Origin of the sequence: Paenarthrobacter ilicis (assembly GCF_016907545.1) — a bacterium.
Classification (GTDB): domain Bacteria; phylum Actinomycetota; class Actinomycetes; order Actinomycetales; family Micrococcaceae; genus Arthrobacter; species Arthrobacter ilicis.
In genome coordinates this window covers 2,471,562-2,484,478 of record NZ_JAFBCD010000001.1, presented here as the reverse complement: position 1 = coordinate 2,484,478, position 12,917 = coordinate 2,471,562, and the positions used below count along the sequence as shown (strand labels likewise).

The 12,917-nt window shown below is 63.5% G+C and carries 12 protein-coding genes; 10 read left to right on the top strand and 2 right to left on the bottom strand.

The window, feature by feature from the left end; genetic code table 11:
- Window positions 1-26 precede the first annotated feature (26 nt).
- The gene (gene nucS, locus JOE60_RS11350; protein WP_167264148.1) at window positions 27-722 is read right to left on the bottom strand and encodes an endonuclease NucS; all 696 of its coding nucleotides are present in this window, start codon (window positions 720-722) and stop codon (window positions 27-29) included.
- Between the two features lie 49 nt (window positions 723-771).
- Between nucS and JOE60_RS11345 the strand changes: the two genes are divergently transcribed.
- Window positions 772-1,116, top strand: coding sequence for an ATP/GTP-binding protein (locus tag JOE60_RS11345; RefSeq protein WP_167262970.1), 345 nt, complete (start codon window positions 772-774; stop codon window positions 1,114-1,116).
- An 18-nt stretch (window positions 1,117-1,134) separates the two neighbouring features.
- The gene (locus JOE60_RS11340; RefSeq protein ID WP_167262968.1) at window positions 1,135-1,929 is read left to right on the top strand and encodes an alpha/beta hydrolase; all 795 of its coding nucleotides are present in this window, start codon (window positions 1,135-1,137) and stop codon (window positions 1,927-1,929) included.
- 61 nt (window positions 1,930-1,990) lie between these two features.
- On the opposite strand, the gene JOE60_RS11335 is transcribed toward JOE60_RS11340, so the two are convergent.
- Window positions 1,991-3,283, bottom strand: a complete 1,293-nt coding sequence (locus JOE60_RS11335) for an AI-2E family transporter (RefSeq protein ID WP_167262966.1) — start codon at window positions 3,281-3,283, stop codon at window positions 1,991-1,993.
- A 202-nt stretch (window positions 3,284-3,485) separates the two neighbouring features.
- Between JOE60_RS11335 and JOE60_RS11330 the strand changes: the two genes are divergently transcribed.
- From JOE60_RS11330 to JOE60_RS11295, 8 genes are all read left to right on the top strand, one after another.
- Window positions 3,486-5,228 (top strand): DUF8094 domain-containing protein, encoded by a 1,743-nt coding sequence (locus tag JOE60_RS11330; RefSeq protein WP_167262964.1) that lies wholly within the window; start codon window positions 3,486-3,488, stop codon window positions 5,226-5,228.
- Between the two features lie 68 nt (window positions 5,229-5,296).
- Entirely contained in the window at window positions 5,297-6,289 is a 993-nt protein-coding gene (locus JOE60_RS11325) for a tetratricopeptide repeat protein (RefSeq protein WP_167262961.1), read from the top strand.
- Complete coding sequence (locus JOE60_RS11320) at window positions 6,289-7,389, top strand: oxidoreductase (protein WP_167262959.1); 1,101 nt, start codon at window positions 6,289-6,291, stop codon at window positions 7,387-7,389. The genes JOE60_RS11325 and JOE60_RS11320 overlap by 1 nt, the downstream gene beginning before the upstream one ends.
- A gap of 41 nt (window positions 7,390-7,430) precedes the next feature.
- Complete coding sequence (locus JOE60_RS11315) at window positions 7,431-8,255, top strand: ABC transporter ATP-binding protein (protein ID WP_167262957.1); 825 nt, start codon at window positions 7,431-7,433, stop codon at window positions 8,253-8,255.
- A complete protein-coding gene (locus JOE60_RS11310; protein ID WP_167262955.1) occupies window positions 8,237-9,808 on the top strand; it encodes a transporter in 1,572 nt (523 codons plus the stop codon). The genes JOE60_RS11315 and JOE60_RS11310 overlap by 19 nt, the downstream gene beginning before the upstream one ends.
- A gap of 81 nt (window positions 9,809-9,889) precedes the next feature.
- Window positions 9,890-10,672, top strand: a complete 783-nt coding sequence (gene nagB / locus JOE60_RS11305) for a glucosamine-6-phosphate deaminase (RefSeq protein ID WP_167262953.1) — start codon at window positions 9,890-9,892, stop codon at window positions 10,670-10,672.
- An 8-nt stretch (window positions 10,673-10,680) separates the two neighbouring features.
- Window positions 10,681-11,016, top strand: coding sequence for a DUF3039 domain-containing protein (locus tag JOE60_RS11300; RefSeq protein WP_167262951.1), 336 nt, complete (start codon window positions 10,681-10,683; stop codon window positions 11,014-11,016).
- A 112-nt stretch (window positions 11,017-11,128) separates the two neighbouring features.
- The gene (locus JOE60_RS11295; protein WP_167262949.1) at window positions 11,129-12,904 is read left to right on the top strand and encodes a DEAD/DEAH box helicase; all 1,776 of its coding nucleotides are present in this window, start codon (window positions 11,129-11,131) and stop codon (window positions 12,902-12,904) included.
- Window positions 12,905-12,917: the final 13 nt, after the last annotated feature.

Here is a 12,917-nt window from a genome sequence, read left to right as displayed (position 1 = left end):
GGCAGCACAGGGATCGCAGGTTGCGCTCAGAAGAGGCGGGACTCGCTGTCATCCACGCCGCGCATGGCGTCATAGTCCAGGGTCACGCAGTCGATGCCGCGATCGTTGGCCAGGACCTTGGCCTGCGGCTTGATTTGCTGGGCTGCGAAGATACCGCGCACGGGGGCCAGCAGGGGGTCCCGGTTGAGGAGTTCCAAGTACCGGGTCAGCTGCTCGACGCCGTCGATGTCGCCGCGGCGTTTCAGTTCGATCGCCACCGTGGCTCCCTTGGCATCCCGCGCAAGGATGTCCACGGGGCCGATGGCCGTGAAGTATTCCCGGCGGATCAGCGAATACCCGGCGCCGAGGGTCTCGATCTGCTCAGCGAGGAGCCGCTGCAGATCCGCTTCGACGCCGTCCTTGATGAGTCCCGGATCCGTGCCCAGCTCATGCGAGGTGTCGTGCAGGTGCTCGTAGATGTTGATGATGAGCCGGTCGTCGGTTTTGGCGGACTGCACAGTCCACTGCTCGATCACGCCCTCTTCCACGTCGGTCTCCTCGGGTGAGGTGACGCGCAGCGTGGCTGGTGGGCTCATCCAGTTCAGCGGTTTATAGGAACCGCCATCGGAATGCACCAGGACCGAGCCATCGGCTTTGACCAGCAGGAGGCGGGTAGCCAGGGGGAGGTGGGCCTTGAGGCGGCCAACGTAATCAACAGAACAACGGGCTATGACGAGTCGCACCCGCTCCACAATACCGTCTGCCATGCCGCGGCTGGGGCAGAATGGAACCATGCCCCGTTCCAACCGTCCCCGCCGCAACGCGTCCTCTGCCCGCCCGGGGCAGGGAGGCGGCAAGTGGGCAGAACCGGTGCCGGAGTTGGACTTGGAACGTGCCCGCAGTGGAATCGCGCGGCGCGAGAGTGCACCGGACGGTGACTGGATGGTGCGGACCATGACGGCCAGGAAAGCTGAAAAGCAGTACATCTGCCCGGGTTGTTCCACTGCGATTGTCCCTGGAATCGCGCATCTGGTGGTGTGGTCGGACAGCCACTTGTTCGGGCAGGCTGCTGGTTTGGCTGAGCGCCGGCACTGGCACACCAACTGCTGGACCGGCCGGACGTACCGTTACCGCTGATTCGCTAGTCTTGGAAGCATGACTTTCGACCCCGCCTCGTTCGTGTTCGCCCCCCAGGATGCGCCGTCGGAGATCAGGGCCTCAACGGTCCTGCCCGCGCGGCGGGAGAACGTGGAAATCACCACGGAAGACGGCAAGGTGCTGGTGGGGGAGTTGGCCCTCCCGGAGTCCGGAGCGATCACAGCAACCCTGATTACCCTCCATCCACTGCCCACGCATGGCGGCTTCATGGATTCCCATGTTTACCGCAAGGCCTCGTACAGGCTTCCGGCGCTGGCCGGCGTCGCGGTGCTCCGCTTCAATACACGAGGCACGTCGTCCCCACGCGGTACCAGCGACGGTCAGTTCGAGGAGGGCATTGGCGAACGTTTCGACGTCGAGGCTGCCGTTCGGTTCGCCGTCGAACGAGGGCTTCCCAACCGCTGGCTGGTGGGATGGTCCTTCGGCACCGAGCTCGCGCTGATGTACGGAGCTGTGGAGCCCGTGGCAGGAGCGATTGAGGGGGCGGTCCTGCTTTCGCCGCCGCTGCACCGGGCAACGGACGTTCACCTCAAGGAGTGGGCGGCATCAGGGAAACCGCTGGCGGTGCTGGTTCCGGAGCACGACGACTACCTGCAACCCGCCGCAGCCGCGGAACGGTTCAGTATTGTTCCGCAGGCCAGGCTGGTGGGCGTGGACGGCGCAAAGCACCTGTGGGTCGGCGAAAAGTACGCCGCGCGTGTCCTGGATGAAATCGTCGACGACGTCACTCCGGCAGGTGCCGGACACGCCGGCCTGCCACGCGAGTGGGCAGGTCCGGTAGCCAACGCCTGAAGGGCACTGGCTGCCGGTCCCGCGAAAGTGCCGGTGCAGGTCTTGGTGCCGCTGCCGGCCCTTAGTGGCGGTCCTGGCGAACGATGAACACTTCCTTGATCAGCAACATGATGGCCGCTGCGGTGGGAATGGCGATCAGTGCTCCCAGGACACCCAGCAGGCTGCCGCCGGCGATCACTGAAATCACAGCGACGGCACCGGGAACGGCAACGGCCCTTTGCATAATGCGCGGGGAGATGAAGTAGGCCTCGAACTGCAGGTAGGCGAAGTAGGCGATGGCGTAGACAACAGCGGTCTGCCATCCCGCCGTCAGCGATACCAGAATGACCACCACAGCCGCGATCACGCCACCCACCAAGGGGATGAACGCAAGAAGCAGAACGACGAAGGCCAAAAGAACGCTGAATGGCACGCCAAGAATGGTCATCACAATAAAAGCGAAGATGGCATTCAACAGGGCAACGCAGGCCTGCCCGATCACGTAATTGCCCACCGAGTCAGTAATGGCCTCGGACAGAGCCTCCACGCGGGGCCGGCGCGAGCGCGGTGCAAGCCGGTAGGCCCACTTTTTCATGGACGGAAGGGCTGCCAGGAAGTACAGGCTCAGTACCAGGACAATCAGGGAGCCAAAGAGGCCGTTGGCCACGGTTGAACCGAAGCCAACCACGCCTCCGAAGATGCCTCCCATGGCCTCGGGATCCTTGACGAACTTGTCCAGTTCCGTGGTGATACGGTCGCGGATGCCGAATTGGCTGTCAACGTTGCGGAAAAAGTCGGAGTTGAGGAATTCGCGGATCCAGTCCGGCGCCTGCCGCACGATTTCCGTCACCTGCTCCACAATCGTGGGGATCAGGGTGGCAAAAAAGCCGGCCACAGCGAGTACCAGGACGGAGACGGACAGCAGGATTCCCGCAGGCCGTGGAACCTTGCGCGATTCCAGCCAACGAACCACCGGATCCAAACCCAGTGCGATGAAAAGGGCTGCCACAATCCACAGGATGAGCTGCGTGGTGTTGCTGGCTATATAGAACACAGCCAAGGCCACGCCGACTCCGGCCGTACCCATGAAACCCACATACAAGGGGTGCTGGGAGGACATGCGGGGACCGGGAGCACCAAATCCGTGGTCGTCCTCGTGGCGGAGGTCTTCGGAGTCGTTGGAGGACTGATCCTCCGGCGGCATCTCAAACCGGACCCTGTCACGTGCCCCGGGGATGGGTTGGCGCAATCGTCTCCCGAGGGAGGCCAACCATCCTGTGCGGACCGGAACCGCGGCCGTTGTGCCATCCGAAGATCTGTCTGCCGCACGTGACCCGGGCTCGTTGGAGTGGCTGGGGTCCAAGGGTTCTTTCACGCGGTTTAACTGCCTTCTTATTGGTGGTTCAGGGCCGATCGGGGTTCCGGGCACCCCGGGGACCATGATCATCGCCACACTATCAGGAGCGCGGAATGACGCTGATCCGGCACCACCGCGCGCTTTTTGGGACATTGCGCACACCCGGCGGATCTGACTCTCTGATAACAAAACGGTTACCCTTGAAGTTCAACGACCGCTGATGATAGGTGATCCTGTGCGTTTGAAGACTGCAGCCTTGCTGGTGCTGCTGGGCCTGCTGACCATGCTGGCCGGCATTGGCCAGCTGACTTTTTGGGCTCCCTCCGAGACCGTAACGGCTTCGGTGCCCGGTGATACCAAAGCTGCCCCCCTGACTGTGATTGATCAAAAGCTGATTGCCGTCCATGACGGGCCGGTGAAGATCAAAATCCAGGGCGAGGGCAATTACACCGTCTCCACCGGACGTCCTGACGACGTCGAAGCCTGGGTCGGCAAGACCGCCCACAACACCCTGACCGGCGTTACGGCTGATCAGAAGTCCCTGGAAGTGTCCTCGGCCGACGGCGAAGCAACTGCACCTTCCCCTGCTGGATCGGATCTCTGGGTCAGCACCGAGGAAGCCAACGGCGAACTGGACTACACCTGGAACCCGCCGGCGGATGGCGAATGGTCCTTGCTGGTAGCCGCGGACGGCACCAAGCCTGCACCGTCGGCCATCTCCATGACCTTCCCCAACAATGCCACCACCCCGTGGGCTGTTCCGTTGATCGTTCTGGGCATCATCATCATTCTGGTGGGCGCTGTCTTGCCGTTCATCGCCAAGGCGCTGGGCAACCGTCGTCATGACGGCGATGATTCCTCGAAGGGTGAAGCGACCAGCGCGCTCCCCGTGCAGGAACCCACAGAAGGCGAGCCCCGCCGTCGTCCGTCCGGTTCCGACGGACCGGCGCTGCGCGTAACCGCCGTTGCTGCGGCTGTGGCCGCCGTCATGGTGGGCGGGACTGCTGTTGCCGCCCAGGCCACCACTACACCGCAGCCCAGCGCCAGTTCCTCTGCGGCCGCGGAAGACGGCGGCACCCCGGTCATGTTGGAATCGCAACTGCAGCGCATCCTGGAACAGGTCGCCACCACGGTTGATGCGGCCGATGCCGCCAAGGACGCTGCAAAGCTCACGCCCCGCGTGGACAAGATGGAACTCCAGGTCCGCACGGCCAACTACAAGATCCGTACCGCTGTTTCGGCCTACGAGGCACGGATGCCGGTACGGGCCACCAAACTGCAAAGCAGCGTCATCAGCACCAAGCGGGACTGGCCCAGGACTGTCTATGCGCTCACCCAGGGCGACGGAAACGTGGTTCCCCAGATCCTGACGTTGGTTCAGTTGTCGCCGCGTGAGAACTACAAGCTGTGGGCCAGCGCGCCTCTGCAGCCGGGAACCAACTTCCCGTCCTTCCCCGTTCCCCGCAAGGGAACTGAGCCGGTGCCTGCTGGCGACAAGACCGGCCTTGCCTACAGCGGCAACGAGGCACTGGGAATCCTCGCGGAGATGTTGACCACCCCGGATTCACCCAATCGGAGCAAATTGGCCGATGGCCAGTCTTCTCCGTACATTGCCGGAGCGCTTGCCTATCAGGCAGACACCGTGAAAAACGGGACCAGCGCCAACTTCAAGTTCACCCACACACCGGTCACCAACCAGACCGTGGTGCTGAGGACCGCTGATGGCGGGGCCTTGGTGGTGGGACGCCTGGACTTCGCTTTTGACGGCACTCCCAAGGCTGCCGGTGACAAGCTCATCCTCGAAGACGATTCAGCTGTGTTTGCCGGAGGCAAGGAAACCACCACCGGCATGGTGCTGAACTTCGCTGAATCCGTGGCTGTCTACATTCCGCCGGCAGGTTCGTCGGATCCCATGAAGCTCGTAGGGGCCACCCGTGGCCTGGTAGGCGCCAGCTTCAAGTAGGAACACATCCTGCTGGAGCACCTCCAGCAGGAACATCGGGTTGTGCGGCAGCGGTTAGAGTGGACGGTATGAGTTCGCCCGGATACCGACCATCTCCAGCCGCTGCCAGCCAGCTCAACTTGCGTGGTGCTGTTGACCTCTCGTCACTGCGCCGGCCTGCCGCACCGCCGGCACCCCCAGCCGGTTCGTCCGGTAGTCCGGATGCCGCTCCCGCTGCCGGTGGCGATACCACCGGCAAGGCGCCCCTAAGGGTCGAAGCCACCGAGGGGAACTTCCAGGATCTGGTGCAGTTGTCCGCCCAGATCCCGGTGCTCTTCCTCCTCTGGTCCCGCTACGCTGCGGAGTCCCCGGAGGTTCTTGCCGCAGCGGAGCGCGTTGTTGAGGAGTACGGTGGCAGGCTGGTGTTGGCCGCGGCCGACGTCGACTCTTTTCCCCAGCTGGCACAGGCTTTCCAGGTGCAGGCTGTCCCCACGGCAGTTGCGGTCATCAAGGGCCAGCCCGTCCCGTTGTTCCAGGGTCCTGCAGATGACGGACAGATCCGGGACCTGGTGGAAGAACTCCTCAAGGTTGCCGCCGCGAACGGAGTCACCGGAAGCATCGGCGACCAGGCACCTGGCGATCCGCAGGAGCCTGAACCCCTGCCACCGCTCCACCAGGCAGCCCTCGAAGCCATTGAGGCCGGGGACTACACCGCCGCCGCCGACGCCTACAAACAGGCTTTGCTGGACCAGCCCGCTGATGCTGACGCCAAGGCCGGCCTTGCGCAGGTGGCGCTGATGGCCCGGCTGGCGAGGCTCTCTGCTCCGGATGCCGAGGCACTCCGCGACCTTGCAGCGAACCAGCCGGACAACATCGACGCCCAGTTGGGAGTTGCCGATCTGGACGTCTCAGGTGGCCACATTGACGACGCGTTCCATCGGATCATCGCGTTCATCGGCCGGAACTTCGGCCCTGAGCGCGAGACCGCCCGTGTAAGGCTCCTGGAGCTGTTCGAGGTAGTGGGAACCCACGACGAAAGGGTCGCGAAAGCCCGTCAGGGACTGGCGAAGGTTCTCTTCTAGTGCCATCCGCCCTCTTCACCCCGCTGCAGCTGCGCTCCCTTACCGTTCCCCACCGCGGGTGGGTTTCGCCCATGTGCCAGTACAGCTGCACTGAGGATACGGGGGAGGGTGTCCCTAACGACTGGCACCTGATGCATTTGGGATCCTTCGCAGCCGGAGGTGCGGCGTTGATCCTCACCGAGGCGGCAGCTGTCAATGCTGTGGGCAGGATCAGTCTCCTGGACGCGGGCCTGTATTCCGACCAGCAGGCGGCCGGCTGGGAACGGATCGTGGATTTCGTCCACCGCCACGGCGCGGTGGACTGCAAAATCGGCGCCCAGCTGGCGCACGCAGGGCGTAAAGCGTCCACTTATTGGCCCTTCGCCTCTAGCTCGGGTTCGGTTCCTGCGTCCGACGGCGGATGGGTCACCGCAGGTCCCTCCGAGTCGGCCTTCGATGGCTATGCCGCCCCCACCGCCATGACGGAGCAGGACATCGAGGCTGTCATCGAGGACTTCGCTGCAGCGGCAGCCAGGGCTGTTGACGTCGGTTTTGACACCGTGGAAATCCACGGCGCCCACGGCTACCTGCTGCATCAATTCCAGAGCCCCCTCATCAATACCCGGACTGATTCCTGGGGAGATGACGAGGACGGGCGCAACAGGCTGATGCTCGCCGTAGTCGACGCCGTCCGCGCCGTCATCCCGGACTCCATGCCGTTGTTGCTGCGGATATCAGCCACCGATTGGGCTGACGGGGGAGTGGACGTGGAGGCTTCCGTTCGCCTGGCCCGGGCCGCAGCACTTCGCGGAGTGGATCTGGTGGATGTGTCCAGCGGCGGGGCCGTGGCGCACCAGGAGATCGTTGCTGCTCCGGGTTACCAGACAGGTTTCGCCGAACAGGTCAAGCGCGACGCCGGGGTCCCCACTGGCGCCGTTGGACTGCTCACCCATGCTGCGCAGGCCGAAGACGTGGTGGCGAATGGGCGTGCTGACGCGGTGTTCCTGGCACGCGCGGCGTTGCGTGATCCGCACTGGTGGCTAAGGGCAGCGCACGAGCTCGGCTATCCGCTTCCGTGGGTTCCGCAGTACCAGCGGGCCGTTCCCCGCCACGGCTTTTAGGCCTACCGCGGGGTTCACGCCCACAAGGTTAGGCTGGTCACATGACGGAACCACGCCATGAACCCATGCCCATGTCCGAGCCGCCACTGAATCCTTCCCCTGGAAGCCAGGCTCCATCTGCCCTTTCCATCCAGGGCCTTGCCAAGCGCTTTGGTCAAAAGATCGCTGTCGATGGAGTCAGCCTTGAGGTACCCGCAGGATCCTTTTACGGGATGGTAGGGCCCAACGGCGCCGGCAAGACCACCACCCTGTCCATGGCTACGGGTCTCCTCCGCCCGGACTTCGGTACCGCCTTGGTGCACGGCGTGGATGTATGGTCCCGTCCGTTGGAAGCCAAGAAGCTTATGGGCGTGCTCCCGGATGGTGTGCGGCTGTTTGATCGCCTGACCGGTGAACAACTGGTGACCTACTCCGGCCTGCTCCGTGGCATGGACCGCGACGTCGTCGGATCGCGGGTGGCCGAGCTGCTGGCTGCCTTGGACCTCCAGGGCGACGCCGGAACCTTGGTTGTGGACTACTCAGCCGGCATGACCAAGAAGATTGCCCTTGCCTCCGCGTTGATCCATGCTCCGCGCCTGTTGGTCCTTGACGAGCCTTTCGAATCAGTGGATCCCGTATCGGCGGCGAACATCAGGGGCATCCTGGAGAGCTACGTAGCCTCGGGCGGCACTGTCATTGTGTCCAGCCACGTGATGGATCTGGTGCAGCGCATGTGCAGCCACGTAGCCGTGGTGGCCGGTGGCCGTGTTCTGGCCGCCGGATCCGTGGACGAAGTCCGGAACGGCGCCAGCCTGGAAGAGCGCTTTGTGCAATTGGTTGGCGGCGGGCACCGGACGGAGGGACTGGAATGGTTGCGCACCTTCTAAGCCTGAAGTGGCGCCTGCTCCTTAACGGCTTCAAGCGCAGCCCATGGCAGTTGGTGGGCATGATTTTGGGCCTGCTGTACGCCCTGGGTGTTCTGACCCTCCTGGTTGGCGGCCTGATTGCCCTTCGATGGGCTGATCCAGAAATTGCCCACACGGTGGTGGTCCTGGGCGGTGCTGTGGCAATCCTTGGATGGGCCATTATCCCGCTGGTAGCTTCCGCAGCCGACATGACCCTGGACCCCTCGCGTTTTACGACCTTCGCCATTCCGCCACGGCAACTCCTGACCGGCCTGGCGTTGGCCGGTTTCATCGGAATCCCCGGCATGGCCACGTTGATCGCGGCCTTGGGAACGGTGGGGACCTGGTGGCGCAGCGCCCCGTCTGTGGTGGGTGCGCTGCTGGGAGCCGTCCTCGGCGTCATCACCTGCATAGTACTTTCGAAGGTGGTGACGACGGCGACTGCCGGGCTGGCGTCGTCGCGTCGTTTCAAGGACGTCAGCAGCATTGTCCTGTTCATCCCGCTGGTGCTTTTGGGCCCCATCATGGGAGGTGTGGTCAGCGGCGTGCGTGGCAGTGCAGATTACCTTCCGGTGCTGGCCCGGACCATCGCCTGGACGCCGATCGGAGCTGCCTGGTCCTTGGGTGGTGATCTGGCGGCGGGGGAGGTCCTCGCGGCCGGGCTGAAGTTGCTGATCTCCCTGGCAACCATTGCGGCACTTCTGTGGTGCTGGCACATCCTGCTGCAGCGGGCACTGGTGACTCCGCCATATTCGGGCAGTACGTCGCGCAAGGGTGGCAAGCTCGGCTTGTTCGGCCTCCTTCCCGGTAATCCTGCGGGTGCCGTGGCGGCGCGCGCGTTGGTCTACTGGCTCAAGGATCCGCGGTACGCGGCATCCTTGGTCATTGTGCCGCTGTTCCCCGTGTTGTTCTTCTTCAGTGGCTCGCAGAGCGGGAACTATGGGCTCCTCATGATCCTTGGCCCGCTGACGGCCTTCGTCATGGCCTGGTCCATTTCGGCGGATGTCTCCTACGACAACACGGCATTTGCCCTTCACCTGGCTGCCGGCGTCAGGGGTATTGATGACCGGCTGGGCCGCGCGATTGCCTGCCTGGCCATTTCCCTGCCCGTGGTGCTGGTGTTTACCGTTGGCCCACTCTTCATCACCGGTGACTGGCAGTGGTTGCCCAACCTGCTGGGACTGTCCCTGGGCACACTCTTTACCGGGCTCGGGTTGTCCTCAGTGGTTTCGGCCCGCTACAACATTGCCGTACCCCTGCCGGGTGACAGCCCTTTCAAGAAGCCACCAGGAAATGTGGCACAGACGCTGGCCGTACAGTTTGTGGGAATGGGGCTGCTGGCCCTGTTGCTGGTGCCCGAGCTCGCCTTGGTTGGCGTGCAGATTTTCAGCGGCGGGCAGGAGTCCGGATGGATCAACCTTGTGGTGGGTCCCGTCCTTGGCATTATCCTCTTCATTGTCGGTGTCCGTTTGGGCGGGAAGTGGTTGGATGCCCGGGGTCCGGAGATGTTCACGCAACTCAGTGTCAACCGATGACCGCCGGATATGCCTGTCGATGTGGGACATGGGATATCCTCTAACTGTTCACCCTGCGAACCTCATTGAAAGGCCGTGACGATGGAAGTTGTCATTCTCCCTGGCACCAAGCAGATCGGCGAGCTCGCTGCCGACGCCATCGAGGCGCTGGTGCGCCGCAAGCCGAACGCAGTGCTGGGGCTTGCCACCGGATCTTCTCCCTTGCCCATCTACGATGAGCTCGCCAGCCGGTATGACGCCGGTGGCCTGGACTTCAGCGAAGCCCATGGATTTGCGCTGGATGAGTATGTGGGGCTTGCTGCCGGACATCCGGAGTCATACCGCGAAGTCATCCGCCGTGAGTTCACCAACCGCATCAACATCAAGCCGGAAAACGTCCACGGCCCGGATGGCGCCGCCGCAGACCTCGAGGCCGCCTGCCAGGCATATGAGGACGCCATTAAGGCTGCCGGGGGAGTGGACCTGCAGATCCTGGGAGTCGGAACCGACGGGCATATCGGCTTCAACGAGCCCGGGTCCTCGCTGGCCTCAAGGACGCGCATCAAGACCCTGATTGAGCAGACCCGCAAGGACAACGCCCGGTTCTTCGACAGCATTGATGATGTTCCCCACCATGTGGTGACGCAGGGCCTGGGAACCATCATGGATGCCCGCCATGTGGTGCTGGTGGCTACCGGGGCCCAGAAGGCCCAGGCCGTCCGGGACTTTGTGGAGGGTCCGGTGGCCGCGATCTGTGCAGCATCCATCCTGCAAATGCACCCGCACGCAACAATTTTGGTTGACGAGGCTGCGGCGTCGTCGCTGAAGTTGGCTGACTACTACCGGCACACCTACGACAACAAGCCGGAGTGGCAGGGGCTGTAACCGGTAGAATGTTTGGCATGACTACGCTTCCTCCGGATCCATTCGAAAACGACCCCATGCGCGAGCTTTCCGGAGCCGGAACGTCCACCGCCACCATTGAGCGTGAGGAAACGCGCCAGGACGTGGAACCCGGCGACCGTGAGCGGTTTTCGCACTATGTCCGCAAGGAAAAGATCATGGAATCGGCCCTGACCGGTGAACCCGTGATTGCCCTGTGCGGAAAGGTGTGGACTCCGGGCCGCGATCCCCAGAAGTTCCCGGTGTGCCCGGAATGCAAGGAAATTTACGAAGGCCTCCGCCCCGGCAATGACGGCGGAAGCAACGGGCCGGGCAACTCCAAGTAGTGGTTGGCAACAACACACAGGTCCCTTTCCACCACCGTACTGTGCCGGCCCGCTCCAGCGCGCCGGCACAGTGGTGCGTCCGCGCCGCAGCTTTTACCCTGGGGGAGCAAGCATGACAGAAACACTTTTCGGTGGACCCTCCCTGCCTCCGGCGTATCCGGAACGTGCGGCCTGGGGCACCGCGCCAAAGCTCCGTGCCTGGCAGCAGGAGGCACTGGATCTCTACATGTCCCGCCAGCCCAAGGACTTCCTTGCGGTGGCGACGCCCGGAGCCGGTAAGACCACCTTCGCGCTCCGCATTGCCACCACCTTGCTGGACAGTGGGGTCGTCAACAGGGTCACCATTGTGGCGCCCACTGACCACCTGAAGCGCCAGTGGGCTGATGCCGCGGCCAAGGTCGGGGTTGCAATCGACCCCAACTTCAAGAATTCCGACGGTCAGCATGGCCGGGGTTTTGTGGGCGTAGCGGTCACCTACGCGCAGGTGGCCAGCAAGCCTATGCTGCACCGGGCCAAGACCGAAGCTGCACGTACATTGGTCATTCTGGATGAGATCCACCACGGCGGCGAAGCATTGTCCTGGGGTGACGGGCTCCGCGAAGCCTTCGATCCCGCCACGCGACGCTTGTCGCTGACAGGGACGCCGTTCCGTTCGGATACCTCCCCGATTCCGTTCGTGGAGTACGCCGAAGACCGGGATGGCATCCGCCGTTCCAAGGCCGATTACACCTACGGCTACGGCAATGCCCTGCGGGACCACGTGGTGCGCCCCGTCCTGTTCATGGCCTATTCGGGCCAGATGCGGTGGCGGACCAGTGCGGGCGATGAAATGGCGGCCTCGCTCGGTGAAGCAGCTGTGACCAAGGACATCACTTCGCAGGCATGGCGTACGGCCTTGAACCCCACGGGTGAGTGGATACCGTCCGTGCTGGCAGCCGCGGACAAGCGGCTGGGCGAGGTCCGGAGAACGGTTCCCGACGCCGGTGGTTTGGTCATTGCAACGGACCACGACGACGCCCGCGCATATGCCGGCCAGCTCAAGAAGATCACAGGGCAGTCACCCACCGTGATTCTCTCGGATGATTCCAAGGCTTCCAGCAAGATCGAGGAGTTTTCCGAGGGGGACAAGCGGTGGATGGTGGCTGTCCGCATGGTGTCCGAAGGCGTTGACGTTCCGCGCCTTTCTGTCGGCGTCTATGCCACCTCCACCTCCACCCCGCTGTTTTTTGCCCAGGCGGTGGGCCGTTTCGTGCGTGCCCGCAAGCGGGGGGAGACAGCGTCGGTGTTCCTCCCCTCGGTTCCCCCTTTGATGATTCTGGCCAACACCATGGAGGCCGAAAGGGACCACGCCCTGGACCGTCCCGAGAAGGACGACGACGGACTCTTCAGTCCCGAAGAGAACCTCATGGCAGAGGCCAACCGCGAGGACAAAGCATCGGACGAGCTCACCAAGGGCAAGTTTGAAGCACTGGACTCGCAGGCATCCTTCGACCGCGTCCTCTTTGACGGCGGTGAGTTCGGCACCGGTGCGGATATTGGGTCCGACGACGAGCTGGACTTCCTGGGGATCCCCGGACTCCTGGATGCCGAGCAAGTAGGGACGCTGCTGCGTCAGCGCCAGCACGACCAGCAATCGCGGAAGAAGCGCCAATCGCCGTTGGCCGCCTCAACATCCCCGGCCGTACCGGATCACCGGATGCTGATGGACCTGCGCAATGAACTGGCCAAGAACGTCGCCGCCTGGGCAGCGCGCACGGGTACTCCGCACGGCGTTGTCCACACCAAGTTGCGCGAAGTCTGTGGGGGGCCCGCTGTGGCCCAAGCCAACGAGGAACAACTCCAAGCCAGGCTCAGGAAACTGCAGGATTGGTTCATCGGCCGCAAGTAACGGCCGGCACAAA